The organism is Frankia sp. CgMI4 (genome assembly GCF_001756285.1).
GTDB classification, from domain to species: domain Bacteria; phylum Actinomycetota; class Actinomycetes; order Frankiales; family Frankiaceae; genus Frankia; species Frankia casuarinae.
Window position 1 is genome coordinate 1 of record NZ_MAQZ01000058.1, and the last position, 26,497, is coordinate 26,497.

At 71.4% G+C, this 26,497-nt stretch carries 19 protein-coding genes and 1 tRNA gene; 7 read left to right on the top strand and 13 right to left on the bottom strand.

Annotated elements, in window-relative coordinates; genetic code table 11:
* Positions 1 to 174 precede the first annotated feature (174 nt).
* The 3 genes from Manayef4_RS24850 (at position 175) to Manayef4_RS08245 (ending at position 7,966) form a co-directional block, all read left to right on the top strand.
* A complete protein-coding gene (locus tag Manayef4_RS24850) occupies positions 175 to 5,001 on the top strand; it encodes a hypothetical protein (RefSeq protein ID WP_217494102.1) in 4,827 nt (1,608 codons plus the stop codon).
* Positions 5,002 to 5,258: 257 nt separating this feature from the next.
* Entirely contained in the window at positions 5,259 to 6,584 is a 1,326-nt protein-coding gene (thrS, locus tag Manayef4_RS08240; RefSeq protein WP_083282353.1) for a threonine--tRNA ligase, read from the top strand.
* A 275-nt stretch (positions 6,585 to 6,859) separates the two neighbouring features.
* The gene (locus Manayef4_RS08245) at positions 6,860 to 7,966 is read left to right on the top strand and encodes a Vms1/Ankzf1 family peptidyl-tRNA hydrolase (protein ID WP_023841514.1); all 1,107 of its coding nucleotides are present in this window, start codon (positions 6,860 to 6,862) and stop codon (positions 7,964 to 7,966) included.
* Here the strand turns inward: Manayef4_RS08245 and Manayef4_RS22710 are convergent.
* A complete protein-coding gene (locus Manayef4_RS22710) occupies positions 7,951 to 8,127 on the bottom strand; it encodes a hypothetical protein (RefSeq protein WP_023841513.1) in 177 nt (58 codons plus the stop codon). The genes Manayef4_RS08245 and Manayef4_RS22710 overlap by 16 nt on opposite strands.
* 189 nt (positions 8,128 to 8,316) lie before the next feature.
* On the bottom strand, positions 8,317 to 9,654 hold the full coding sequence (locus Manayef4_RS08250) for a bifunctional GNAT family N-acetyltransferase/ATP-binding protein (protein WP_070131186.1): 1,338 nt from the start codon (positions 9,652 to 9,654) through the stop codon (positions 8,317 to 8,319).
* A gap of 414 nt (positions 9,655 to 10,068) precedes the next feature.
* Here Manayef4_RS08250 and Manayef4_RS08255 point away from each other — a divergent pair, with 414 nt between their 5' ends.
* Positions 10,069 to 11,583 (top strand): alkaline phosphatase PhoX, encoded by a 1,515-nt coding sequence (locus Manayef4_RS08255; protein WP_070131187.1) that lies wholly within the window; start codon positions 10,069 to 10,071, stop codon positions 11,581 to 11,583.
* Between the two features lie 189 nt (positions 11,584 to 11,772).
* Here the strand turns inward: Manayef4_RS08255 and efeB are convergent, their stop codons facing one another.
* The 4 genes from efeB to Manayef4_RS08275 all read right to left on the bottom strand — a co-directional run bounded on the left by efeB (position 11,773) and on the right by Manayef4_RS08275 (position 17,092).
* Positions 11,773 to 13,041, bottom strand: a complete 1,269-nt coding sequence (gene efeB / locus Manayef4_RS08260; RefSeq protein WP_070131188.1) for an iron uptake transporter deferrochelatase/peroxidase subunit — start codon at positions 13,039 to 13,041, stop codon at positions 11,773 to 11,775.
* The gene (gene efeU, locus Manayef4_RS08265; protein ID WP_070131189.1) at positions 13,038 to 15,155 is read right to left on the bottom strand and encodes an iron uptake transporter permease EfeU; all 2,118 of its coding nucleotides are present in this window, start codon (positions 15,153 to 15,155) and stop codon (positions 13,038 to 13,040) included. The genes efeB and efeU overlap by 4 nt, the downstream gene beginning before the upstream one ends.
* A gap of 420 nt (positions 15,156 to 15,575) precedes the next feature.
* Positions 15,576 to 15,995 carry a YbaK/EbsC family protein gene (locus Manayef4_RS08270; RefSeq protein WP_349256637.1) on the bottom strand — a complete coding sequence of 140 codons (420 nt, stop codon included), beginning with the start codon at positions 15,993 to 15,995 and terminating at the stop codon, positions 15,576 to 15,578.
* 734 nt (positions 15,996 to 16,729) lie between these two features.
* A complete protein-coding gene (locus Manayef4_RS08275) occupies positions 16,730 to 17,092 on the bottom strand; it encodes a hypothetical protein (protein ID WP_070131190.1) in 363 nt (120 codons plus the stop codon).
* A 393-nt stretch (positions 17,093 to 17,485) separates the two neighbouring features.
* On the opposite strand from Manayef4_RS08275, the gene Manayef4_RS08280 reads away from it, so the two are divergent.
* Positions 17,486 to 17,562 (top strand) — tRNA-Ile (locus tag Manayef4_RS08280).
* Positions 17,563 to 17,816: 254 nt separating this feature from the next.
* Here the strand turns inward: Manayef4_RS08280 and Manayef4_RS08285 are convergent.
* From Manayef4_RS08285 to Manayef4_RS24860, 6 genes are all read right to left on the bottom strand, one after another.
* Positions 17,817 to 18,020, bottom strand: coding sequence for a helix-turn-helix domain-containing protein (locus Manayef4_RS08285; protein WP_011437779.1), 204 nt, complete (start codon positions 18,018 to 18,020; stop codon positions 17,817 to 17,819).
* On the bottom strand, positions 18,013 to 19,443 hold the full coding sequence (locus tag Manayef4_RS08290; RefSeq protein ID WP_070131191.1) for a replication initiator: 1,431 nt from the start codon (positions 19,441 to 19,443) through the stop codon (positions 18,013 to 18,015). The genes Manayef4_RS08285 and Manayef4_RS08290 overlap by 8 nt, the downstream gene beginning before the upstream one ends.
* A 122-nt stretch (positions 19,444 to 19,565) precedes the next feature.
* Positions 19,566 to 21,248, bottom strand: a complete 1,683-nt coding sequence (locus tag Manayef4_RS08295) for an FtsK/SpoIIIE domain-containing protein (RefSeq protein WP_070131192.1) — start codon at positions 21,246 to 21,248, stop codon at positions 19,566 to 19,568.
* Positions 21,249 to 21,332: 84 nt separating this feature from the next.
* Positions 21,333 to 21,668 (bottom strand): hypothetical protein, encoded by a 336-nt coding sequence (locus tag Manayef4_RS08300; protein ID WP_011437776.1) that lies wholly within the window; start codon positions 21,666 to 21,668, stop codon positions 21,333 to 21,335.
* Entirely contained in the window at positions 21,650 to 21,907 is a 258-nt protein-coding gene (locus tag Manayef4_RS24855) for a hypothetical protein (protein WP_023841511.1), read from the bottom strand. The genes Manayef4_RS08300 and Manayef4_RS24855 overlap by 19 nt, the downstream gene beginning before the upstream one ends.
* The gene (locus Manayef4_RS24860) at positions 21,907 to 22,080 is read right to left on the bottom strand and encodes a hypothetical protein (protein WP_023841510.1); all 174 of its coding nucleotides are present in this window, start codon (positions 22,078 to 22,080) and stop codon (positions 21,907 to 21,909) included. Before Manayef4_RS24860 ends, Manayef4_RS24855 begins: the two co-directional genes overlap by 1 nt.
* Positions 22,081 to 22,481: 401 nt before the next feature.
* Here Manayef4_RS24860 and Manayef4_RS08310 point away from each other — a divergent pair, with 401 nt between their 5' ends.
* Together Manayef4_RS08310 and Manayef4_RS08315 are read left to right on the top strand one after the other, a co-directional pair.
* Positions 22,482 to 23,012, top strand: a complete 531-nt coding sequence (locus Manayef4_RS08310; RefSeq protein WP_139140044.1) for a hypothetical protein — start codon at positions 22,482 to 22,484, stop codon at positions 23,010 to 23,012.
* 2 nt (positions 23,013 to 23,014) lie between these two features.
* Positions 23,015 to 25,204 (top strand): serine/threonine-protein kinase, encoded by a 2,190-nt coding sequence (locus Manayef4_RS08315; protein WP_175443346.1) that lies wholly within the window; start codon positions 23,015 to 23,017, stop codon positions 25,202 to 25,204.
* Between the two features lie 733 nt (positions 25,205 to 25,937).
* Here the strand turns inward: Manayef4_RS08315 and Manayef4_RS08325 are convergent.
* Positions 25,938 to 26,497 (bottom strand): hypothetical protein (locus tag Manayef4_RS08325; protein ID WP_254665525.1); only part of this gene is annotated, 560 nt, incomplete at its 5' end.

Consider the following 26,497-nt stretch of genomic DNA (forward strand, 5'->3'; position numbering starts at 1 on the left):
CCCGCCGGCGCGGACGACTTCGACGACTTCGACGACTTCGCGGACCCCGAGCCGCTCCCCGCCGGACCCGCCGACGGTGCCGCGCAGGCGCAGCGGGGACACCGCCCGGCGCGGACCGCAGGCGCGCGGTCCGCGCCGGGCGCGCCGCCGGCGGAAGTGGCGGAAGTGGCGGAAGTGGCGGACCAGCGTCCGGCGGTCGTGGGCCGCAGCGGCCGGACCTGGCGGGAGATGCCCCGGCGGATCCGCGGCGCCGGGGCCGACTGCCGGGTACGCCTGGTCAGCCTCGCCGGGCTGGGCTTCGGCGCCCTGCGTACGGCCGGCGCGGGCGGCCCGTCGACGCTACGGGTCGGCATGGAGCTGCTCTCGCTCGGCAACCCGCTGACCCCCCTGCTGCTCGACATCGTCGACGGCCCCGACGGGGTGCCCACGGGCTACGAGGCGCCCACGGGTTACATCACGAGCTGGGCGGCCGGCCCGCTCACCGACCCGCTCGAGCGGCAACGCGGCGACGACAGCATGGCCGCGCAGCTCGCGAACGGCGAGTTCGTTGCCCCCGCGGACGTCATGGACATGCTCGCCCCGCTCGGCGCGCTGCTCGACGACGCCGCGACCCAGCTCGGCGTCGTTCCCGTCGAACTCAGCCCGGATCATCTCGTGCRCTGCCGGGGATCGCTGCGGCTGGTCGGGTATGGCCGCCACGGGTACGCGCCGGCCCGGGGGGTGATCCCGCCCGCGTCCGAACGTAGCCAGGACACGGTGGAACTGCTCGGCGACGACGTCCCGGCACCGGACGCCCCGCTGGAGGAGTGGCGGGCGGCGCAGGCCCGATCGCTGGCCCGGCTGATCGGGTGGTTGTCCACCGGCCGCCGACCGACCGCCTACGGCGCGGTGACGGGCGGGTCGCGGGCGACGCGCGAGCAGGCGGTGGACCGGTACCTGCGGGGCTGCGGGATCGACGCCCGGGTTGCCGACCTGCAGCCMGGCCGGCTCCGGGAGGAGCTCACGACGCTGGCCRCCGCGGCGCGGCGCGCGAAGATCACCGAAGATCTCGCCGCCTCCGACGTCATCATCGCCTACCATCACGACACCGCGGCCCGTGGCGGGTTCGGCGACCGCAACCCCCGCTTCGAGCGGGGCCTGGTCGGCGGGACGTACCTGGGCACGGTCGACCGGGTCGACCCCCGGTTCGTCGTGATGAAGCTCAGGTACGGCGTCCGGGTGTTCGTGCCGCGCTCCGGCACCGGGTTCGACGTCGATCTCACCACCGTCCTGCAGGCCGGTGAGCAGCGCCCGGTGACGGTGCGCCGTTTCGACGAGACGCTCACCCCGCGTGGCGATCCCAAGGGCCTGCGGGGAGTGTTCGCGCCGACGGGGACGGAGGTCATGACAGCCGAGCGCCGGGTCAACCCGGAGCCGGTGCGCCTCGCGGCGAGCCTACAGTCCGGGYGGGCGGCGGTCGGCGTGGCCGCCTTCGAGGCCGCGGACCTGTCCAGCCCGCTGGCCGGCCTGCTCGGCGGTTCCGGCTGGCTGCTCTGCCCGCCCGACGACCTCGCCCGGACCCTGGTTGCGCTGCGACGCCTGCGGTCCGCGCATCGGGCACCGGACGGCGCGGTGCCCGATCCGGCCCGGATCATCGCCTTCGGTGTCGACCCGGCGGCTCTGACCGAACCGAAGGTTCTGGCGAGCGCCGGCCAGCCGGTGGAGTTCGCGCTGCCGCTGCTCGACGAGGACGGCCAAGCCCACGCTCCGCGCGCCTGGYGGGACCTGCCGCTGGTCGATGACGTCTCGTTGCAGGGGCTGCGCAGGCGCATCGGAGCGACGGCGGGGCAGAGCGCGGCCCGGCGGCTGTTCGCCGCGGCCTTCGCGCACCTGCTGGTGAACCCGGACGAGAGTGCCCTCGCGGCCGACACCGGCAGCCCGCAACGCGGTGGGCGTAGCGCAGTCATGACGATGCTGCAGGAGATCGGTCGGGCGTTCGCCGGGCGGCCGGACCTGATTGTCACGGTCACCGCGGAGCTCGCCGAGCAGCAGAGCGTCCTGGCGGCCCGGGACAGCGCGAAGATGCTCGACGAGCTCGCGGCGGTCCTGCGGCCGCTGCCGGCCGAGCGCCGGATCGTCATCGACGTGATGCGGCTGGTCAGGCGGGAGCGGATCCGGCCGGAGACCCGCCGGATGCTGCTCGCCGAGACGCTGCCCGCGATCGGTGTCCTCACCGGTTGCTGGGGTGACGTCTGGCAGATCACCGCGGTCGGCCTGACCGAGCTGACCGAGGCCCTCGAACGGGTGGCCGCGACCGGGCAGGTGCTGGCCCGGGCACCCCGACTTGACCGCGACGCGGTCGTCTCGCTCGCGGTCGCCGGCGCGGCGCCGGCGGTGGTGCGGTGCGCGCCGCTGCTGCCCGTCGATCTGATCCGGGAACTCACGGAACGTGCCCGGGTGACGCCCGAGGTGCTGCGGGGGGGAACCAGCCCGGTGAGTGGGCGGCCCGGCAGCGGCATCGTCCACCGGATCGAGCTGCTCGCGCGGGCCGGCGCCGATGCGGTGCCCGGACTCACCGAGGACGAGGTCCGCCGGTTCGTGCTCGACGGCGGTGTGGACGGCGGTGTGGACGGCGGTGTGGACGGCGGTGTGGACGGCGGCGTGGAGGGCGGCGTGGAGGAGGGCGCGACTGCCTCCGCCGAGGACGTGTCGGCCCCGGTCGCGGACCCGCGGGCCGCATTCGCCGACACCCTGGTCGTCGCCCGTGACCCGGACTGGATACCGGACTGGTGCGCGGCCCTCGCGGCCGCCGGCGGGCTGGCTGCCGACGAGGTGCGGGACCGGGCGATCGAGGAGAACCTCCTGGCCGGACCGGGTCCGGTGCCGCCGTCGCGGTGGGACCCCGACATCGCCAGGTGCCTTGCCGAACGGTGGGAGACGACGAGCCTGGCCGAGCTGATCGAGCTCGGGCGGGTGCTGGCCGCGGGTGACCTGCTCTGGATCCGCTCGGTGGCCGTCACGGTCGGGGTGTCCGTGTCGGAGGTGGTCGACGCGGCACTCGCCCAGCGCCTGCTCGGCCAGGCGCGGCCACCGTCACCATCCGACTGGTCCCATGCGGACGTCGCCTCCTACCTCACCGAACGGTGGACCGCGGTGCCGTTGGTGGCGTTGCTCGACGTGGCCCGGGACCTGACGCGGTCGAGTGTCGGCTGGCTGCGCGCGGTAGCCGACGCCGCCGCGGTCCCGGTTTCCAGCGCGATCGACCGGGCCGTCGCGGAGGGCGTCCTTGGCGAGGCCTCGCCGACGGACGCGGCGCTGCCGCCGCTGATCGCCGGTTACGTCGCCGCACGCTGGGACGAACGGTCGCTGCGGGACATCATGGCGACGGTCCGGGTCCTGGTGGACGGCGACCTGGAGTGGCTGCGCTCCTTCGGCGCCGCGCTCGGCGCGAATCCGGGCGACCTCGTCGACGAGGCCGTCACGGCGGGCCTGCACCAGGCCGACCCGCCGCCCGATCCCGTCTGGTGGGCCGATCCGCGCGTCGTCGCGTTCGCGCGATCCCGGTGGGGCGTCCTGCCGCTCGACACCCTGCTGAAGATCGTCCGATGCCTCGCCGTCGAGGACATCGTCTGGACCACGCAGTTCGCCGAGCTTGTCGCGGCGGACCCGTCGACGGTGATTGAGACCGCCTTCCAGGAGAACCTGCTCGGCAGGCCGGGCATGTCGGCGTGGGCGGTGGCCCTGTTAGACGACGACGTCGTCGGGCTGTACCTGTCCCGGCGTTGGGGCATCCATCCGCTCGCCGAGACCCTGAACAGGGCCAGCCTGATCGGGGCGGCGCGCGACTGGCTGGTCCGGCTCGCCCGGATGTCCGGACAGGACGTGGCCGACGTGCTCGACACCGCGATCGCGGAGGGCGTCCTGCGCCGCGGGGCGCCCTCCGCCCCCCCCTCGCTGGAGGGTGTCTCCGCGCCCTATCTGGCCGCCCACTGGGGCACGATGCCGCTGCCCCGGCTGCTCGTCGAAGCGGCGCGCGCGGCCCGGGGCGAGTCGGACCCCACGGGACCCCTCACCACCGGTCCGGCGGGGCCGGCCACCACGGGTTCATCCGGTTCATCCGGTTCGTCCGGTCGGGTTGCCGGTTCGTCCGCGTCCTTCGCGGCGGAGGTCGCGTCGCTGGTCGCGCTCGACCCGGCTACCGTCGCCGCGACCTGCGGTGCCCGCCTGGTGCGGGTGGCCGCCGCGCTGCACGGGGCGCCGCGCCTGGTGTCGGCGCTGGGCGCGTTGGACCCGCCCGCCCGGGCCTGGTTGTTGGCGGTCGCCGACCTGCTGCCCGCGGGCGCGGCCGAGGTGGATCTGGCCGTCGCCGCCACCACGGACGACCCGGTCGCCGTGGTCGGCCTGGCTCTGGAGCACGGCATATCGGTGACCGAGGCCGCTGCCGCGGCCGCGTGTCTCGGCCGGGTACCCGAGGCCGACCGGCCGGTGCTCGCGCCGCTCGGGGGGCTGCTCGCCCGGATACCCGTGGCCGTGCTGGCGACACTCGCCTCGCTCGACCTGGAACCCGCGGTGCGCCGGGCCCTGGCCGACGTCGAACAGGCACATCCGGGCGCCGTGGACGTGGTCGCGCGGCACGGGGCGTCGGCGGCGACCATTGTCACCGGGCCCCGGTCGCAGGCGATGATCTCGCTGCTGCAGCGGATCGAGCCGACACCGGGACTCGTGCCGTGGATCCTGACCGCGGGTCCCGAGGCGGCGGTCGCGGTCGCCACGGCCGGTCCCGGTGTCATCGACGTCGCCGCCCGGGCCGCCGACGCCTGGCGGCGCGGCGACGTCACCGGCCCACTCGCCGCAATCAAGGCCGCCTGGGAGGCGACCGGCCCGACGGACCGGGTCTGGCCCGTCCCGGCCGCGGGCGTCAGCCGCCGGGGTGACAACCTCATCCGGCTGGCCATCACCGTCTATCCCCTCGCGGCGCGGGGACGTTCGGCCAGTGAGATCCTGAGCATCCTCGCGCGCTGACCCGCGGCCACCCCGCCCGCTACCCGCCCGCTACCCGCCCGCCCACCCCGCTGTCACGCATGCCGCCGTCACGCACGCCGCCGTCACCGCTGTCGTCATTGTCACCGCGGCGGGGGCGGCACTGCTAACCTGGACGACATGCAGCGCGCTGGCCTGACGACGACGCCGGAGAGTGTCCCGGCGCGCTGACAGCCGTTCTTCTGTCGAAGCCCCGGGGTGGATGCCCCGGGGCTTCGCCTTGTGGTCACCCGCCCTACCTGCCGCGAGGTGAGGAGACCACGGTGTACGACCACCGCAAGCTCGGTCGCGAGCTGGAACTTTTCGATACCGACCCGCTGATCGGGTCGGGTCTGCCGTACTGGCTGCCCGCCGGTGCCGTCGTACGGCACACCCTGGAGGAGTACATCCGTGGCGTGGAGCGTCGGGCCGGTTACCGGCACGTGTACTCGCCCGTGCTGGGCAAGCGGGAGCTGTACGAGATCTCCGGCCACTGGTCCCATTACCGGGACGACATGTTTCCGCCGATGGATCTCAGCGGGGAGCGGCTTGGCGGGGAGCGGCTTGGCGGGGAGTGGCTTGGCGGGGAGCGGCTTGGCGGGGAGCAGATGGTGCTGCGGCCGAGCCTCTGCCCGCACCACGCGTTGATCTACCGCTCCCGCGCGCACAGCTACCGCGATCTCCCACTCCGGATGGCCGAACTGGGTGGCATGTACCGCTCCGAACTGTCGGGGGTACTGGGCGGGCTGACCCGGGTGCGGGCGATCCAGCTGAACGACGCGCACATCTTCTGCGCTCCGGAGCAGGTCGCCGACGAGGCGCGCGCGGCGCTGGAGCTGATCCGCGAGGCCTACGGCGCGTTGGGTGTCAGCCCGGCCCGCTACCGGCTCTCCCTGCCGGGGCCGGGCGGGAAGTACGTCGGCGACCCCGGCATGTGGCGGCGGTCCGCCGCCCTGCTGACCGAGGTCCTCGACGCCGCGGGGGTGGCCTACGAGGCCGTGGAGGGGGAGGCGGCCTTCTACGGCCCGAAGATCGACGTTCAGATCGTCGACAGTRCCGGCCGTGAAGCCACCCTGTCCACCGTGCAGATCGACTTCCATCAGCCAGAACGGTTCGATCTGCGCTACGCGGGCCCGGACGGCGCGATGCGCCGGCCGGTCATGGTCCACCGCAGCGTTATCGGCAGCGTGGAGCGGGCCGTGGCCCACCTCATCGAGTCGCACGGCGGTGCCTTTCCACCATGGCTTGCGCCCGTGCAGCTGGTGGCCCTTCCGATCTCCGACGCCGAGGTACCCCACGCCCTCGCGCTGGTCCGGCAGGCGGCCGACCGGGGACTGCGGGCCGAGGCCGCCGGTCCGCAGCGCGGCACCCTGGGCGCGCGGGTCCGGGCCGCTCGTCTGGTGCCCTACCAGGCGATCATCGGTGCCCGGGAGGCAGCCGACGAGCGGGTCTCCCTGCGGTTGCGGGACGGGCGCCGCCTAGAGGCCCGGCCCGCCGCGGAAGTCCTGGCCGGCATCGACCTCCTGACAAGCGCGCACAGCACTGATCTATGGACCGATCCCCGGGGACAGGCCGGGGGCAGGTAGGGAATTCGGCGTTTGCCGACGATGTTTGCCGACGATGCCGATCATTGAGGCCGGCGAAGAGTCGAACTCGAGCCGATTCGGACCGTCAGCAGCAATATATACCGGCCGCGCCCGGATGAAGTCCTGGCGGGTGGCCGACGGTCCGTCGCGCCGATGATGGGTATGGCTGGGAGCAACCGAAGAGGCCGGACCGAAGAGCCGGTCGGTGCCCATCCTGGACCCTGGAGGATCGGCTCGCCGACCGGCGGGAGYGGAGAACAGGAGGCCGCGGTGCCGTGATCCCAGATGAGGAGATCAACGAGTTGTTCGCCGTCCCGAGCCCGTGCGCGACGCTGTACCTGGGCCTGTCCGATCAGATGGACGGGATTGCGGCGGATCGGGCGGTCCGGTGGCGGCGCCTGCGCGACAGCCTGGCCGCCGACGGGGCGGATGGCGCGACGCTGGGCGCGTTGGACGAGGTTGTGGCGTCCCTCGGCCCGCAGAACGCCGCTCTCGCGGCGTGCGCCGCGGATGGCAGGGTGGTCTGGTGTCATCGGCTGCGACGGCAGGTGGCGGACCGGGCCGTCTGGGGCTCGCTGCCCTGCACGTTGCCGATGCTTGCCTACCGGCAGAGCAGCGTGCCCTGTGTGGTCGTGCTCACCGACCGGACGGGCGCCGACCTGCGGGTGGCCGGGGACGGACTGCGGTTCGCCGGYGAGGTCGTCGGCTCCGACGACGAGATCGAGCGCAATGCCCCCGGCGGCTGGTCGCAGCGCCGCTACCAGGATCGTGCCGAGGACTCGTGGGATCACAACGCCGCGCAGGTCGCCGAGGCGGTGACCGAGCTGACCGAGCGGGTGGACGCCGCGCTGGTGGTTCTCGCGGGAGACGTCCGGGCCGTGCAGCTGCTGCGCAAGCATCTGCCGCCCCGGGTGACCCCGCTGGTCCACCAGCTCGAACACGGGGGACGTCACCCCGGGCGGAGCGACCGGTTCCATTCCCAGGAGGTGCGGGAGCTGGTCGAGGCCGAGGTTCGCGACCGGACCCGCGCCGTGCTCGACCGCTTCGCCGAGGACCGCGCACACGGCCGGGCGGTCGACGGGGTGCCCGCGACGCTCGCCGCGCTCGTCCGCGCTCAGGTGGGCACGCTGCTCGTCGTCGACGACCCCGGCGACGACCGGGCCGCCTGGTACGGGCCGGAGCCCGGGGACGTCGCCACCGAGCCGGGCGCGCTGGCCCGGCTGGCCCGCCGGGCCGGGTCACCACCGACCACCGGCCGGTTGGCGGATCTGGCCGTGCGGGCCGCTTGGGGCACCGGCGCGGCCGTGCGGGTCCTGCCCGCCGATCTGCCCGGCGCACCGACCGACGGTCTCGGTGCCCTGCTGCGCTACCCGTCCCCGTGACCTGTGTCGAGCGCGTCGATGAACTGCAAAGACGACGGGGTGGCGACCACCCGCACGTCCCAGCCGGCGGACCGCACCTGCCTGACGAAGGCGGGAAGGTCCCCGGCGGGGTACCCGCCACTGCAGGCGACTACGTAGAGATTGCGATTTCCGTCGGTCATGGCGAAACCTCATTGTGGTTGGGTTGGAAGATCGCTGCGGTTTTCGTTTCGTCGAGAACTCTCCCGTGTCGCGCCTCGTCATCGGGGCAGGAAATACTTTTCTATATCGAAAAATCAAAAGTTATCAACACCCGGATCCGGGTGCGAGGCGGATCCGGGTGCGGGTCGTCCCTGCAGGGGCGGGGCAGGTCAGATCCGGGTGAAGGCCTCCGCGTCACGACGGAAGCGGTCCAGCTCGGTAAGACTGATCGTCGGCCGGGCCAGCCGGGCGGCGTCCAGCAGGTCCTGTGTGCTCAACGGGGTCACCGTCGGGCCGTGGCCGCCCCCGCCGCTTTCCGCTCCCGCCCCGGTGCCGACCTTCACCCCGTCGGCGGCCCGGTGGAAGGCGGCGGCAGCGGAGCGCTGCACGACCGCCGAGAGATCGGCCGGCGTGAACAGGTCGGTGGCCGCGACGACGGCGTCCAGATCGATGTCCTCCTTGTTTGCGACCCGGTCGAGCAGCCCATCGAGCAGCACCCGGCGCCCCTTGGCGTCCGGCGGTCCGACGGGGAGGACGAGATCGAACCGGCCGGGCCGGATGAACGCGGGATCCAGCGCCGAGACCGCGTTGGTCGCGCAGATCAGCAGCCGGCCCTGCACCCCGCGGAACTGCGGGATCGCCTTGAGCAGTTCGTTGACGACGGACTGGTTCTCCGGTCGGGTCTCCCGCGACTGGGCGATCTCGTCGACCTCGTCGATGAACACGACGACCCGCTCGACCCCCATGAGGTCGTTGATCGCTGACCGCAGCTCGGCGGCGAGCCCACTGCCGCCGGAGGCCAGCCGTGAGGGCAGCAGCTCGACGAACGGCCATTCCAGCCGGGCGGCGACCGCCCGGGCGAAGGACGTCTTACCGGTGCCGGGCGGCCCGAACAGCAGCATCGCCGTCGGGATGACGACTCCGTACGCCTCGGCGAGCTCCCGTTCCCGAACCGGCAGCAGCAGCCGCTTCTCGATGAGCGCGCGCTCCTCCTCCATCCCGGCGAGGTTGGACCACTCGGAGGCGCTCAGCAGCGCGCCGCCCCACCGCTCGACGGTGGAGACGTCCGCCGGGCGCAGGGGAATCTGCTTGTCATAGAGTACCTGCCCGGTAGCGGTGAAGCCGCGGTTGAGGAACGCCTCCTCACCCGGCTGCCCGGGGGTGATCAGCGTGGTGATCCGCCGGCAGCCGGCGTGCAGGAGCAGGTTTTCCACGCTCTGCAACAGGCTGGAACCAATGCCGTGGTGACGCCAGGCGGGCGCGATGGCGACCGTGAGCACCSGGCCTTGGCCGCCCTCCTTGCGCCCRACCGCGGCACCGACGAGATGCTCGCCCGCGACGGCGACCACCGCGGGGGACTCGGTCTCCGGGAGTTCGTGCCGCAGCGCCAGCACGGTGTCGGTGAGGTTGATGGGCGGGCCGCCCGGGGTGCTCCTCACTTCCTCCAGCAGGCGTACTGTCGCCGCGTAGTCGACGGTCTCGTAGGGACGGATGTGCCAGATGGGCACGCTGGCTCCTTCAAGTCGGTCACCGACGGATCGTCGACTCGACAATGCCCTTCTGCTCCGCCCCGATCAGCAGGGACTGACGAAGCTTTCTGACGGGACCTTGGGACCGCCACCCCCGGCCGAAGGCAATCTCCGTGCCTGTATGTGCCCTCCCTGGGCGGGGCAGCCCCTACTCCTCCAGCCTTGCCGGCAGCTGTTCGACGAGTGACGCGAAATCGCCGGCGCTGAGAATCAGGTTGAGCATAAGGCGGGTTCCCCCGCCGGGAATACAGGGTGGCAGGGGCCGATGCGGTGTCGGTCGAGGCGCGGTCGCGGCCGGTGGACCGTTCGCTCATCACAAGGCCACGATGCGGCCGTGACACGTTGGCCTCTCCGTAAAGGGGCGGTAACATCACGTTCCTAGGGTTGCGCGTCATGAGCGAGTTGACACGACGTAATCTGTTCCGGCACGGCACGGCGGCGGGGGCCGTGGTGGTCCTGTCCGCCGAAGCGTTCAACCTGCTGGCGGCGAGCCCGGTGGGCGCGGCGACGGGAGGCTACGGGCCGCTGGTGGCCGACCCGGCCGGCAAGCTCKATCTTCCCGCCGGCTTCCATTACAAGGTGATCGCGAAGGYCGGTACCTGGGGTCAGGCGCCCTACAACGAGCCGTTTGACCGGCTCGACGATCCGGGTAGCCCGCCGTACCCGACCAAGTTCGACGGCACCGGCTCGTTTCCTGGGACGCAGGGCGGGACGATTCTGGTRCAGAACCACGAGCAGGACGCGGTGAACCCGGGCGCGCAGTTCACGCCGGTGGTGCCCAAGACCACCGGGGCCGCGGTGTACGACGGGTCGGCCACGAACGCGTTCGGTGGCACCACGAACATCGTGCTGGACGTCAACGCGAACGTGCAGCGTCGCTACGTGAGCCTGGCCGGCACGATCCGCAACTGCGCCGGCGGGGTCACCCCCTGGGGTGCGTGGCTGACGTGCGAGGAAACAGAGTCGATCATCAGTGGTGGCAAGCGGCACGGCTATGTCTTCGAGGTCGACTCGCTGGGCCGCCGCACCACCGGGGCGCCGTTGACGGCGCTGGGCCGCTTCGCGCATGAGGCGGTCGCGGTCGATCCCAAGACCAACTTCGCCTACCTCACCGAGGACGCGAGCGGCCCGAACGGCCTGCTCTACCGGTTCCGCCCGACCCGGGCGACGGGCCAGTTCGGTGACTACGCGGCGGGCGGCTGCCTGGAGGCGCTGCAGGCCTGGACCGCGGCCGGCAACCCGATCGACGACCTTTCCCAGATCACCAAGGTCGGCACCAGCCTGACAGTGAAGTGGGTGCCRGTGCTTGCTCCCGACCCGGACGGGACCGACGCCTCGCCCTCGATCCGCAAGCAGTTCGCCTACCCGGGCCGCCCCGCCACCCTGGCGGCGGCCAGCCCCGACCGGGTGACCCGGTCGAAGAAGTTCGAGGGCGCCTTCTGGGCCCGGGACGCGGCCTGGATCAACGCCAGCTATGCCAAGAAGGCCRACCTGCCCGCCTCCGTCAGCTACCCCGCGCTGCCCCCCACCGTCCACGATGGCCAGGTGTGGAAGTACCAGCCCGCCGCCGAAACCCTGACTCTCGTCGCGCTGCTGCCGTCCCACGAGGCCGCGGACGACTACGACACGCCCGGAGTCTTCGACGGGCCCGACAACCTGTGCATCACCCCGCATGGTGGGGCGTTGTTGTGTGAGGACGGCGACGGGCTCAACTACGTCGTCGGTCTCGACCGCCAGGGCAGCCCCTTCGCCTTCGCCCAGAACAAGATCCTGTTCCAGGATGGTGCCGACAAGATCTACCGGGAGTTCGTCGGCTCCTGCTTCTCCACCAACGGCCGTTACCTGTTCGTCGCCACCCAGGACCCGGGCATCGCCTACGCCGTCACCGGCCCCTGGCACACCGTCTGATCTCACCCGAGGCCTGATCTCACCCGCGGCGRCCCGGCCGTCCGTCCCCAGGCGCGGTCGGCCAGGTCTCGCGGTCGGCCAGGTCTCGCGGTCAATGGCCCGGGCAGGCGGGGGCCGGGCAAGGGGCAAGGCGGTGCCAATCGAGGTGATCACGCACCGCCGGGCCGCGGCCCATAGCAGCGACGGCGCTCAGGCCAGCAGCGACCGGCCCAGGTGGTCGCTCGCGTCCCGGACACCGGGGAGCACGAAGAAGTAGCCGCCACCGGTCGGGCTGATGTAGTCGACGAGCGGCTCGTYGATGAGCCGGGTCTGCGTCGCCTCGAACTGCCGGATGATGTCCTGCTGGTAGCAGCAGAAGACCAGGCCCATGTCGAGGTTGCCGTTGCTGTCTGTTCCCCGGTCGTAGTTGAAGCCGCGGCGCAGGATGCGGGAGTTGTCGGTGGCCGCGGTGCGCGGGTTGGCGAGCCGGATGTGCGCGGTGAGCGGGATGGCCGTGCCCTTGGGGTCGCGGGCGTAGTTGGGAATGTCGGTCTCCGCGGTGCCGTCCAGCGGTGCCCCGGTGTCCCGTCGCCGGCCGATCATCGTTTCCTGCTCGTTGAGGGAAACCCGGTCCCAGAATTCCACCAGCATCCGGATGATGCGGACGACCTGGTAGGAGCCGCCGGTGGTCCAGCGCGGCTCGCCCGCACCGTCCACCCAGACCAGCCGGTCCATGTCGGCGGCGCTGGTCACATCGGGGTTGACGATGCCGTCCTTGAAACCGAGCAGGTTTCGCTGCGCGCCGGCTGGCCRGGGCTGGCTGTGGAAGCCGTCGATCCGCCACCGCAGTTGCATGCCGCCGCGGGYGTGCCGGGCGATGTCGCGCAGCGCGTGCAACACCGTGTCCCGGCTGTTCGCACACAGCTGCAGGCTGAGATCGCCGTGGCAGTCGGCGGGGTTCAGGTTGTCGTTCGGGAAGGTACGCATCGGCGCCAGCCGCCGGGGACGCCGGTCGGCCAGGCCGAACCGGCCGTCGAACAGGGAGGCGCCGACCCCGACCGTGACGGTAAGCGCGTCCGGGGGCACGGTCGGCCCGAGGACCCCGCTGTCCGACGGTGGGGCGACGGTGCCCAGGTCGGCCGGAGCACCGCCGGCGGTGAGGAACCGGGCCCGGGCGGTGATCGTCTTGAACAGGTCGGTGAGCGCGGCCCGGTCGTCGGCGATGACGTCGAAGGACGCGAACATGGCCGCGGCCGGCTGCGGGGTGAGGATCCCGGCCTGATGCACGCCGTGGAAGGGAACCACCTCGTCGGAGCTTCCGCTGGCGGCCGCGGCGGCCGGCGCGGCGGTGGTGAGCACCGCAGCGCCGGTTCCGGCCGCGACGGTGGTGGCGCTGCCCGCGGCCGCGGCGCCCGCGGCGAAGGCTCCGGCGAGGAAGGAGCGGCGTCCCATCCGCCCGCCGTCGGACCCGGGGCTCATCCGGTACTCCTGATCTCGAGGATGTCGGGGATCGGTGCGAGAGTCTCCAGCAGCGCGCCCAGGCTGCYGTTCAGCTTCTGCCGGTCGGCRAGTGGCAGCCGTCCCGGCGGGATCCAGGTGCCGTGTGGGTTGCCGACCCGCCGCACCAGCGCGCCGAAGGCGCCCAACTGCTGGCGGGCCGCGGTCAGCGCGGCGGGCGACCGGGTCTGCAGCACCGGCGCGATCACGGTGAGCAGTTCCCGGGTGCCGTCCACGTTTGCGCTCGCGGTCGCCAGAGCCGTGCCGCTGCCCTGATCGGCGGCGCCGGTGAGCTGGAACTGCAGCGTGTTCTCCAGCACTTCGTGGGTGCGCAGGGCCAGGTCGTTCGGATCGAATTCCTGGGTGGGGAATGCCGCCCGCAGCCCCGCTACGTCGCTGGACAACCCGACCGCCGACGCGGCCAGCGAGGCGGCCGACTCACCGTGCCACAGCCCGTACTCGATCCGGTAGAAGCCGGTGAAGTCTGGGTCGTGCACTCCGCCGGGCAGCCCGGCAGGCAGTCCGTTGATCTTGGAGTCGAAGTCCCCGAAGGTGCCGTAGGCGGCGCCCAGGCGCTCGTAGTCGAGGTGGGCGGGCAGCCAGTCCCGGCGGGCCGCGTCCAGGTCGCCGTGTTCCACGTCCGCGCGCAGCGTGTCGACGCTGCCCTGCAACGTCACCAGGCCGACGGTGACGAAGGCGCGGTAGCCGCGCAGCGGGCCGCTCATGGTCTCTGCCGTCACGGGGAGGATGGAGGCGGCCCCGCTGGCCGCGCCCGCCACCCGTTGACTCGCGGACAGCAGCCGCTTACCGCCGTCCGGCAGGCATTCCCAGGCATAGGTGCCCCCGCCGATGGTGGCCGACAGGGTTCGGGTGGTTCCGGGCGCCAGCAGTTCGATCTCCGCATGGATGGCACCGGTCGCCGGGTCGATGAGGCGGACCTCCGCCGTTTGGGCGCTGCTGTTGTGGACGGTGAACGTCTGCCTGCCCGACCGGGGCGCCGCCCAGCCTGCCGYGCAGGAGCCGCCGGTCACCTCGATCGTCCCGCCGCTGCCGCCGCTGGACGACGGGCCGAGCGCGAGGATCGTGGCGCCGGCGGCGAGGGCCGGCACCGCGACGATGGCGGCCGGCAGCGCCCACCGCGGCAGCCGGTGGCCAGCCGACGCCCCCGTCGGGGCCGGCGGGGGCGTCAGGGGCGTCGGGGCCGGCGTGCGATCGGAACTCTTGGCGGCGGGGACGGCGGCCGGTTCTCCTGGCTGGGCTGGCTGTGCTGGCTGTGCTGGTTGGGGGGCGCGGGTGCCGCGGACGAACAGGGCCAGTACCACCACCAGGTAGGCCAGGTAGCCGGTGACCTGCAGCGCCGTCATCCGCGGAGTGATGTTGAAGACGCCCTCGACGAGCCTGGCGTACCAGGAACTCGGGTCGAAGGTGGTCCGCAGGTCGAACAGGACCGTGTCGAAGCCGGGGAGGGCACCGGCCTCCTGGAGGTCGCGCAGACCGTACCCGGCGACACCCGACGCGACGACGATGAGCCCGATGCCGGTGAACGTGAAGAACTTGGTCAGGTTGATCTTCACGGCGCGGTAGTACATCCCCACGCACAGCCMGGCGGCGATGAGGAGCCCGGCCGCGGCGCCGATCAACGGACCGGCCGACTCGCTGGCGCCGCGGGTGGTCGTCCAGATGAACAGGGAGGTCTCCACACCCTCCCGGGCCACCGCCAGGAAAGCGGTCAGGATCAGCACGCCGGGCCCGAGTGCCAGCGCGGCGGTGACCTTGCCCTTGATCTCGCCGGACAGGGCGCGGGCCGACCGCCGCATCCAGAAGATCATAACGGTGACGAAACCGACCGCTACGAGGCTGAGGCTCCCGCTGAACACCTCCTGCGCCGCCGTGGACATGGACGCGGCGGCAAATGTCAGCACGGCGCCGAAGCTCGCCGACAGGGCGATGGCGGCGAGCACGCCCGTCCACACCAGCGGCAGGCGGGAGCGTTCGTCGGCGCGGACGAGCGTCGCGACCAGGATCGAGACGATCAAGCCTGCCTCGAGGCCCTCGCGCAGCCCGATGAGCAGGTTCGGGAGCACATCACCCCACACGTCCGATTCCTTTCGGTCCGCCGCGTAGCCGGCTTCACGGAACGTACCAGAGACGGAGGTTAGCCTAACCTGCTTTAGGTGAACCTTACTTAGGATTATGGATCAGTAACTGGCAACCGGCGGGGTGGGCATGATCGTCGGGATCGGTTGTGCTCGCCTGGGTAGAAGCTCACTGCGGGTGGCTCTGTCCGCACCTCGCAAACAGTCGTGGCGCGGAGAGCCMAGGAGAGCCCAGGGCACGCTGAGCCCAGCTGGAAAGGGGTTCACCGGCATGGTCAAGATCTCGGCCCCCTTCGCGGCAGAGATCGATCTCGGTCAGCTCCGGTACCCATCCTTCGCCGGTGGTCCGGAGGTCCGGCGGTCTACGAAGGAGTGCCGAGTGCGACGGGCCGGGGCGCTGGCTCCTGGCCGCCCAGGGCGTCAGGCGGCGATGGGCGCGACGGTCGGCCGGGCCAGCACYAGGTAGTCCGAGACGGACAGGGCGACGGACAGGTCGAGCCGTCCGGCGTTGAAGTAGATCTCGTCGTGGATAAGCAGGCCTTCGTCGACGATGAGGTCCAGCTCGGGGGAGAAGACGAACGGGGTGATGGATCCGCTGACGCTGCCCGCCAGACGTTCGGCGACCTCACGGGCGGCGAACGAGGCCTCTCGGCCGCCATACCGGTCGGCCAGCGCGTTCAGGTCGACCCGACGGTCACCGGGGACCACGGCGAGCACGTAGCGCCGGGAACGCCTGCCCGTTGCCACCCGCACCACGAGGGACTTGGCGGCCTGCTGGAGGGGGTGGCCACGCAGCCGGCTGGCGACGTCGGTGTGACCCTCGGGCGGATGCGGGATCATCCGGTAGGACACCGAGCCGGACTCGAACAGATCGGTCAACCGCCGGAAGACGTCTCGGTCGTCACGCATCCGCCCCACTCCAAGGGCGAGTGACGGCAGGTCGGGGGTGGCTCGGACGACAAAGCATTGCGCCTCCGCGGTCAGAGATGGTGAACGGACAGCCGACAGTTACCCGACGGCGCGCATGGCATGGCGCCAGGTCGACCGGGTACACGATTGCGCACGGCCCTTTCAACGCACAACGTTCTGCCTCGATCACTTCGTTGATGGACGCCCGGCTGCCGGCGTGCGGTGGAACGCACTCTTCGCCTTCCGRCCAATCCTCGGCGTTGAGCAGCAGTGGATGGGGTATTCCCGGGGAGCCCGGCCAGGCAGAGCACCGCTTGGCCGGGGCTAATCCGCGGTTTTCAAGCTTACGCCGGGGCCGGTGCGGCGCGAACACCCGACTCCGGCGACAACACGCGTGTTCAACTGCRCCACCGCTGCAGTCGAACATCCTGGTGTTTACCTGGGAACCTTGACGAGACACGACTCGAAAGTCCCACTCGTGATGGGCGGTGCCCGRCTCGCCGTACTCTCCGAGAGTCGCTATGAGGTATGAGCCGTTTGTGAAGGCACCAATAGTGACACCCGGCGGTCCCTGCCGGAGCGGCCTTCGTGTCCTCGGTGCCATCTACAGTACAGTCGGCTGGGTTGACCGGCTGGGAGGTGGCCTGAGGTCCGCGCCCTCGCTGTCAGGCGAGGAGGTCGAGGAGTTCGGTGAGTGAGTCGATGATGTGGTCGGGCCCTGCTGTGTGCAGGGTGCGGGTGTAGCCGTTGGTGATGGCGACGGTCTGGTAGCCGGTCGGCGGGGTTGCTGCGGGTGTRGCGGCTGTTGTCGACGACGTAGTGGGTGCGGACCGGCCGCTGATCCGGGACTGGCTGAACCCCTCGATGGAGGAGGCTAGGCGGTCCTGGCTGACATGGTCCCATTTGCGCATGAGCAGGAACGCGGCGTCGAAGTCCCGGCCGCGCAGGGCGTCGGCCGTGTCGTCGCGGTACAGAAGCTCGGCGGAGGCGGTGTAACGCTGCCAGGCGGATTCGGGATCAGCGGTCATTCATCGCTCTTCGGCAGGCGGCAGATCGGGACAAGCCGCGTGAGCGGATCAGCACGGTGAGCATAGCCGGGGGATGTCGTCTCGGCATCACAAGTCCGGATCGAGCGGTCAAGCGGCGCCGGACAGGCGCTGACCTGGGCATGTCGCYGGGACGGCGGCGGCGCCGGAATGCCGTCGATCCGGGACGCCGTCGATCCGTGCCGCCGTCGATCCGTGCCGCCTCGGCATTCCGTGGTCGTCCACTTCCGGTGAGTCTTGTTCTTGGGCTCCTCTCCGCGGCCAGACGAGCGGACGCATGCCACCCGGCGGTAGCCGTTAGGCTGTACGTCGTCGATGTCCTCCACGCTGTGAGACGTCCTCCACGCTGTGAGACGCTGGGGGGGATCGATCCAGGGGGCGGTAGCTCAGCCGGTTAGAGCAGCGGACTCATAATCCGTCGGTCGTGGGTTCGAGCCCCACCCGCCCCACCAGAACCCTTGCAGCACAGGCGATTCTCGCGCAGCAGTCGATTTTCCTGCAAGGTCATCCCGTACTTATCCCGTACTTTGAGTGGATCAGTCGACGTCTTTCGATCTTTGTCGTTGCTGGTTTCCGGCCGTCTTCCACTCGGTCTCCGGACGCCGGCCGGACGGGTCGACCTGACGGGGAACATGATGCACGTCATGTTCCCCGTCAGGTCGCCCGGTACGAGGGACGCTGGCCGGGCGGCGTGGGGCGCACAGGTTTACTCGTGAGTCTGGTTACCGCAGGTAGTCAGCCAGGTCGTGACGTCCTGTTCGCGGTAGCGGACGTGCCGCCCGACCTTGAGGGACGGCGGTCCGTCGCCGGTGGTGCGCCATTTGTAGATGGTGTTGACGGGGACACCGAGGTAGCGGGCAAGGTCGTGCACGGTCCACAGGGGTGCACGCGCGGGTGTCTGCTCAGGCATCGTCGTCTCCGCCGCGGGTGGTCGGGGTTAGGGTCGCGCGGTGGGATGGGGGTCCGTGTCCGCTCYGGCTGTGTGCATCGATGTCGGGGGTTGTGCCCCGTCCGGCGTAGCGCCAGGTGCTGAGGATGGTGGTGCGGGGGTCGTTGTCGGGGCGGCTGAAGGCGTCGCCGACCGGACGGCCTGCCAGGACGGCGCCGATGGTGCGTGCCCAGGTGCGGCGTGCGGCGCGCAGTGTGCCGAAGGTGGTGGAGTACCGGCGGCTCTTGGAAATCCAGTGTCCGCCCCAGCCGAACGCGTGGGACCAGCGGATCAGAGCGGGGAGACGGCCGGGTTGCCGTCCGGTGGCTTCGTCGAGTGCCGCGGTGAAGTCCTCGTCCTGGCCGAGCTGCCAGCAGGTTTCCACCATCCGCCGGGCGTGGGGGTTGAGGGGGATGCGGGCGAGATGCCCGAGGCTACGTACGGGCCGGTCGAGCAGGCCGCCGGCGGTGACACTCTTGGTGAGGTACTTGGCGAGGTAGTTTGCGATCTTCCCGCTTGTGGCGGGTCCGTCCAGGGTGATGGGGCGTAGGTCATGCTGGTCACCCCAGCGCACGAGGGTCACGCCGCYGGGGTGGTTCGGGTCGGGAGCAGGTATGGCCACTTCCCCGAGGACTGTGCGCAGGCAGTGGGCGACAAGCTTTGTTGTCGCCCACGCGGGTGGTGCCACGAGGTCATTCGGGTTCTCGCCGCGCCCGTCGATCCGGATGACGGCGTGTAGGTGGACCAGGCCGCGGGCCTGCATTTCCGCTGCCTTCACGCAGGTGATCCGTATGACGCGGCGCAGACCGGCCACCGTCAACCCCGCCGCCGCCGCGACCGCCGATTCCATTCGATCCCGGGTGACCTTCCATAGCATCGGCGCGAGACTGTTCCACGTAACCGCGCCCGGATAGTCGAAGCAGTCCGGGCACAGCGGTGTTCCGAGCAACCGATCCCCGTCCCGGTGCCGGGCGTGGCAGCCCGCCGGCCGTCCATGCGGGCATTCGCCCCGCCGAGGCCGGCACGCCCGCGCCTCGCCCCGCTTCCCTTTGCTGCGGCGGGAGTGCACCGCGCCGAAACTCGGGGCGGTCAACGTCACGAACAGCGCCGGATGACCGCTGACCGTGTCGGGCACGCTCGTGCCACCGGCCAGCCCGGACAGCACGATCCGCCGGGCGTCTCGCTGGTAGAGCTTGGAGCAGGAGGGGCAGACGGAAGCGCGCCGGTTGTTGCACCGCACGTGTACCACCCCGCCCGGCTGTCCGGCTGAGGAGAACGCCCGACGTACCTCCCCGGTCGTGATGTCCACATGATCGGTGTGGCCAGCGAGGCGGATGGGGTGTGTGCAGCCCCCGGCCACCGTCCCTTCACCCGGTTTGGTCACGGTATCGATAGGGCGTGTCACTGTGGGTGGCTCCTTGTGGGCAGGGTCGAGCCGCCCGACGCCGGCAGCGGTGTCCGGGGGGCACGACGAAGGAGAAAAAGGGGAAGGGTGCCGGGCGGCCGGGGTCCTGGCCGGTGGGTGATTTAGCCGGGTTCGCCGGGGAAGTGGGCTTCCCAGGCCCGCCAGGCGGCTTCGGCTTCGGGACTGCCGTCGTCCGCGTCGATCGACGGGGGTGCGGGGGGTAGAGCGGGGGGTGGAGGTGACCGCCAGCCGCGGAGCGGGATCGTCGGATCGTCTTCCTCCCCGGCTTTCCCGCCGCCTTGGACGCTGCCGGGTGCCCCCGGTCGGGTGCGGCCTACCGGGGGCGGGGGGAAAGCGGTCAGGTCGGGGGTCCAGCCCTGCCCGGCGGTGGTGGGCGGTAGCGCGGCCGGTCGGACGGGCGGGGTTGCCGGGCGGTGCGTCGGGGGCTGCGCGGCGGGTTGGGTGTGGTGCGCGGCCATGGTGCGGATGTCGTCGTCAGCCAGCCAGCCGGCCCGTACCCGGACGGGGGTGGGGTCGCCGTCGACGAGGACGTAGCCGACACCGGGCAGGGCGCGGGGGATGCGTTCGCACCGTGCGCCGCGGTCATGCGCGCCGTTGCCGAGGACCATGTCGGCTTGGTCGGCTTCGGTCATCCGCAGCGCGATGCGCACGGGGAACAGGTCTCGTAGCGGCAGTACCTCTTTCCGGGGGTCTTGGACCGCGCCGACCACGACGACCCCGGGGGCGCGTCCCTGGGAGAGCAGCAGGGACAGGGATGCCGCGATCTGCTTTTTCAGCTTCGGGTTCGCGACATATGCGGTGAGGCTGGCGATTTCGTCGACCAGGACGATGATCAGCGGATCATCGGTGGACGGTTTGTGCAGCCGGGAGACCCCGCGTAGCCGGCCGGTGCGCCGGTTCATCACCCGGACCGCGTCCGCGAGTAGATCCGCGATCGATGGGGTGTCGACCGCGAAGCGGTGAAACAGCGGCTCGCCGAACRCTAACTCCATGCCACCTTTGGGATCACAGGCCCAGATTTCAACCAGGCCGCCACGGATCGCCGGGGCCAACGCCCGGATCGTCGACCACAACACCGATCCTTTGCCCGCGCCGGTCGCACCGGCGACGAGGACATGCGAGCCGCGCAGGGGCAGCAGCCAGGCCGTGCCGTCTTCCCGGGCGCCGATGGGCAGCCGGTCGAGATCACCAGGATCGCCGGGGGGAAGCAGGTCCGCGCGGATCGGTCGGCCCAGGACTTCCCGGTGCACCAGGACCGCGCCGACCCGGTCGGCGCGGGCAAGGTTCGGGGAGATCCGCAGTTCCCGGAGTTTTAACGTGGCGGTCAGCCGGGGTGCGGCCTGCTGGAGGTCGTCCACGGACTGTCCGGGGGCGAGGGTGATCCGCAGATGCCAGCCGGCCGCACCGCGCCAGGCCCGGCGAATCCGTGGTGTTCGCAGCACGGTGTGCCTCGTGGTTTCCAGGCCGCAGGCCCGGCAGGCCGCCGCCCACCGTCGGCGTAGCCGCCCGCCGAGCAGCCAGCCGAGAACGGCAGCGCGCAGCCGCGGCACTCCGGCGACGACGAGCACCAGGCCGACGAGCAGCCCCCGCCCGCCGACCGGCCCGAGGGCATCGACCGCCCGCCGGTAGATCAGCAGCGCGAGGACAACGGCGAGCGCTTCCCGCCACCACGAGGCGACGTAGCGCAGCCCGTAGCGCAGCAGCAGTTCAGGGACGGACGGMCGTAACGCCAACCGAAATTGATCTTTTCTGATTCGGCCCTGCCGGACCCGCAGCACTGCCATGACAACCGTCCCTCACTGAACCGGCGCAAGGAGCAGCCCCGGGGACGGYGGCACCGGGTCAGGGATGCCGCCCCCGGCAGACCGTCAGCTCTTCGACGCCGGGGCCGGGTTCGGGGTGGGAAGCGGACGGATCGCCTGTGCGCTCCAGGAGATCCCGTGCCGCTCGCCGATCGCCCACTGCGTACCGATCAGGCCGACCAGGGTGACCGGCATCCCGACCTGCACCCGCGGTGCCTCACCCGCCACCTTCACCTTGATCACAGATGCGGTGCCGTCGTAGGTGACCGCGACCTGCACCCCGTAGACCGGCAGGCCGTCACGGTTCGCCTTCTGCTTGCCGTCCAGATCCGTTTCCGGCATCGCGCCGCTGACCGCGACGACGTTTTCCAACAGCGATTCGTTCACCGGGATAGCGCGCATGACATCTCCTTATGCAACGGGGAATAGCCGAAGGACAGGGAATAGGACGCTTGCATGGTCGTKGTGCACGGGTCAGCCGCGGTCACCAACACCGGCGTGGGAGTAGACGCGGACCGGTCCATCAATGCGATAGCTAGGGACGTGGCGAGGGACAGGAAGAACAGTCCCGCCGTCCAGAGCACCAGCGCGGCGACAAGCAGCCGCCCATGCCGCCGGTCGACCGCGCCAGGACGTGCCATCAGCGGATCACCCGGGAAGCCAGCCAGAACACCGCGGCAACGATCATCCCGACCAGGACGACAGGMACCAGGGCAGACACGTTGGAGAACAGAAACAGGCCCAGGTACAGCACCCAGAAGAAGACCACTATCCGCCAAAACCCGTAGGATGTGCGGACGTAGTAGCGGGGCATAGTAAATCAGCCTCCACACAGAGAAGATCAGGCGAGGGGCGGGAAACGCGGACCGCGTTCCGTGTTCCTCACTCTGCCCGCCGCAGCGGCCACGCGAAAGGCACTGAACCCGGTATTTCCACGGAATCTGCACGGACTATCCCCGGAAGCGGACACGGAGCCGGCCCGGAGCGGAACCGGAGTCCACACGGATCATCCACGGTGCCCGGGATGCGCTGTGCACGGATCAGCCCCGGAGGTGCGATCACAAGCCCGGCCAAACACCCACGCAAACCAGCAGCGTGACCGGCCTGTCACGGGCCATCATCGGGACGGGCTCAGCCCGGAGCAAACACGGACACAACCCGGAGTATCCGCGGAGCCGACCCGGAGTCGGCATCGACAGGAAGGAACGAACGCCGATGACGGCCCCCCACGAACCGGATCGCGTTGRCCTGCTTCGCACCCTGCTCGATGGCTGCTTCAAGGTCGGTGTCCGCCATCCCGCCGACCTTGCCAGCTATCCCGAGGCACGGCCCATGCTGGACATGCTCAGCCCCCCGCACCCCGGCCTCAGCGAGCACCGGCGTGCCCTCGCCGCACACCGGATGATCCTCACGGCCGTGCAGGCACTCGGCAGCCCCCGCGGTGACGCCGCCGCCGCCCTACTCGGTCTTGTTCCCGGCCGGTCCGGTACCGCCGCCACACGCACCGCCCGCCGCGACGAGGCCGCCGCCCACTACGGCGGCATCTCGGCCGACTGGTTCCAACGCCGCCACGAAGCAGGCGTCACGCTCGCCCTGGCGATGGAGCTAGACCAGCAGCTACGCGGCCAGGAGGGCACGACCCGCACCGACCCGCAGCGCCGCAGCCGCGCCATGACCCCACCCCCACCCGCCGCCAGCTTCCAGCCTCGCCCGACACCGACGAAGACCCCGACCGGCCAGCCCTGACCATGCCCCAGCCTGCCACGGCGCTTCGTATCGACGACCCCACCCACATCGGGGTCTACCGTCTGCGCGGCCGGTTAGGGGTCGGGGGGATGGGCGTGGTCTACCTCGCCGAGGACCCGCACCATCATCCGGTCGCCGTGAAGGTGATCCGCGTAGAGTTCGCCGCCGACCCGGAGTTTCGCGCCCGGTTCCGCCACGAAGCGGAAGCCGCCCGGCGGGTGSCGCGGTTCTGCACCGCCGCCTTCCTCGACGCCGACCCCAACGCCGAACGGCCCTACCTGGTCACCGACTACGTGCCCGGCCCGACCCTCGCCCAGGCCGCCCGCCGCCCGTTACGCGGCGCCGAGCTGGAACAGGTTGCGGTCCACATCGCAGTGGCGTTGACGGTCATCCACGGCGCCGGAGTCGTCCACCGCGACCTCAAACCGTCGAACGTCATACTCTCGCCCACGGGCGCTCGCGTCATCGACTTCGGCATCGCCCGCGCCCACGGCATGACCATGTTCCACATCGACGAGCAGATCGGCACCCCCGCCTACACGGCCCCCGAAAACATCGACGGCGCCCCACCCGATCCGGCCGCCGACATCTTCGCCTGGGGCGGTGTCGTCCTCTACGCCGCGACCGRCCAACCCCCCTTCGGGGACCGATCATCCGAACTACTCCTGCACCGCATCCGGTACGACCATCCCACCCACCTAAACCAGCTTCACGGCCGACTACACGACACCGTCACCGCCGCCATGGCCAAAGCCCCCGAGCAGCGGCCGACCGCCGAGCAGCTATACCGGATGCTCACCAGCACCCAACCCCCAACACCRCCCCCCGCCGCACCCACCCGGCACGGCAGGCAGGGACCGCAGCCCGCCCCACCACCACCGGCAATCCCCCCGCACTACGCCCGGCCCATACCGCCGGCTCGCCGAACCCGGATCACGATCCTCGCCACCGCGACCGCCGTGGTCCTCGCCGCCGCTGTCCTGCTCATCACGGACCGCCCCCGGCACACCCCGACCACGGCGAACCGCCCCGACCGGCACGGCGCCGCCGCGATCCTCGCCGACCAGGCCACCACCGATGATCCGGATCTCGCGGTCCGTCTCGCCGTCGCCGCCTACCGGCTCAACCCCGACCCGGCCGCGCGCATCGCCCTGCTGGCCGCCGCCGCCCGAGGTCTGCCCCCGCTGGCAACGTTCCGCCACAGCGGCAAAATCCTGTCCGTCGCCATCAGCCCGGACGGGCACACCCTCGCCACCGGCAGCGCCGACCACACCGCACGCCTGTGGAACCCCACCCACCCCGACCAGCCGGTAGCCACCCTGGGCCACGACGACGGGGTGAACCACGTGGCGTTCAACCCCGCCGGCACCCTGCTCGCCACCACCAGCGACGACACCACCATCCGCCTGTGGAACATCACCGACCCCCACCACCCCGACCAGGTCAACACCCTCACCCTGCACACGGGCGGAACCCCCTACGGCGCCGCGTTCAACCCCGCCGGCACCCTGCTCGCGATCAGCACCTCCACCGGCGCCGTGCTCCTAATCGACATCACCGACCCCCGCGCCACCTCCACCCTCGCCACATTCACCCCCCACAGCTACATCGCCGGAAACGTGGCGTTCAGCCCCGACGGCCACACCCTTGCGACGGCCAGCCTTGACGGCACCGCCCGCCTATGGGACGTCACCGACCCGCGCACCCCCCGACCATTGGCCACCCTCGCCCCCGGCCCCACCTTCGACGCCACCTTCAGCCCCGACGGCACGATGCTCGCCACCGCCCAGCAGGACGGCACCACCCTCCTGTGGACCCTCACCACCCCCACCCAGCCGCAGCCCGCCGCCACCATCCCCGAAACCGGCATGACCACCACCGCCGTCTTCGCCCCCGACGGCACGACGCTGGCCACCGCCAGCACCGACGGCACCGCCCACCTGTGGGATCTCACCAACCCGCGCACCCCCCGCCCGCTGGCCACCCTCACCGGCCACACCGGACCCGTGGAAACCCTCGCCTTCGACGGGACGATGCTCGCCACCGCCGGTGACGACACCACCGCCCGCCTGTGGGATCTCAACCCCACCAGCCTCACCCGCCGCGCCTGCACCACCCCCACCGGCCGACTCAGCGAAGACGAATGGCACCGCTACCTCCCCACCTTCCCCTACCAACCCCCCTGCCCCTAACCCCACCAACCCGCCCGGAACAGGCCGCCTACCCCACCCGGCAGGGAAAGACCCCGGGACCGGCGGCAGTCGGGGACGACAGCGCGCGGCCCGGGGTCGCTCGAAGGATGGGAGGACCCCGCCCGGTGTTGGGGGGCAGGGCAGGGTCCTCCCCGCAGTGACAGGCAGGCGGACCTCTACCCGTCACAGATCTGTGGGTCACCGGGACCAGCACGCCCGCGGCAGGTCGACCACGCCGAGAAGCAGGCGGACAGCCACAGCAGGCCTACGAGGATCAAGACCGGYGGGGAACCCGCAACGGGCCGGTACTACCCGCCCGGGCCGCCTGGCTCCCTTGGGGTGGTGGCCGCAGAGCCATCGTCACCCCTGCCGCCCGGGGCGCGATGCCGTTCATGCAGCCTGTCGAGAAGYGCGACTTCCCGGTTGAAAGCATCCACGTCACGGGTGAGACCCGGCAGGTCCAACCGGGTATCCGCMAGCACCTGATGGTACCGCCCGTCCCGCAAACCGTGCGCGAGTAGATACACTACGGCGTCCGCGAGGGGATGCCGCATGTTATGCGCGGCGGACCCGGCGAGAAGTTCCACCGTCCGGCCGACCACCAGCCCGATCAGGTCCGCGTTCCGCCCGGGATGCTCCGCTMGGATACGGGCGGTCAACGCCAACTCCAGCCGGGCCACGAAGGACTCATCAAGCCCGGACCCCTTGTCGGACTCAGGCCGGTCGGTGYCGTTCACAGCCGGYCCCCCGCTGTCAAGGCCGCGTACCGGGGCAGGGACATCACTTCCCACATCGTGTGTTCCACCCACCGGCCACCGCCGYCCAGCAGGCGAACCCGATGCGACACCGGCATGATGCCGACCCCCCCGAACTCTTCGGGTCGCAGCGCACAGCCGACCGTGACCACCGGCATGTCCACCCCGGCCGCCACCCGGTCCCCGTGGATGTACCGGCCGAGCAGAAACGCCAGCCGGGTRYTSCCCGGCGGGCAGGTCCGGGGGTGCRCCGTCACCGTGGCCACCCCGTCCTGTGCCGTGGCCGCCACCGCCGCGGGCAGCAACGGCCCGTCCTCCACCGGCCGGACCCTCACCTGCACAGCGCGGTTACAGTCCACCTCCAGCACCGGCCCGGCCAGAAGCAGCCCGTCGCCACCGGGGAGCTCCACGTCTGGAACGTTGCCGGCCTGCACCTCCCACAGCCGGGTCACCGTGTCTCCCGCCCCGGCCGGGCGCCACCGTGGAGCAGGCAACCCAGCCGTGGTGCCGGCCCGTCCGGCAGCACCCCCCAGCGGGT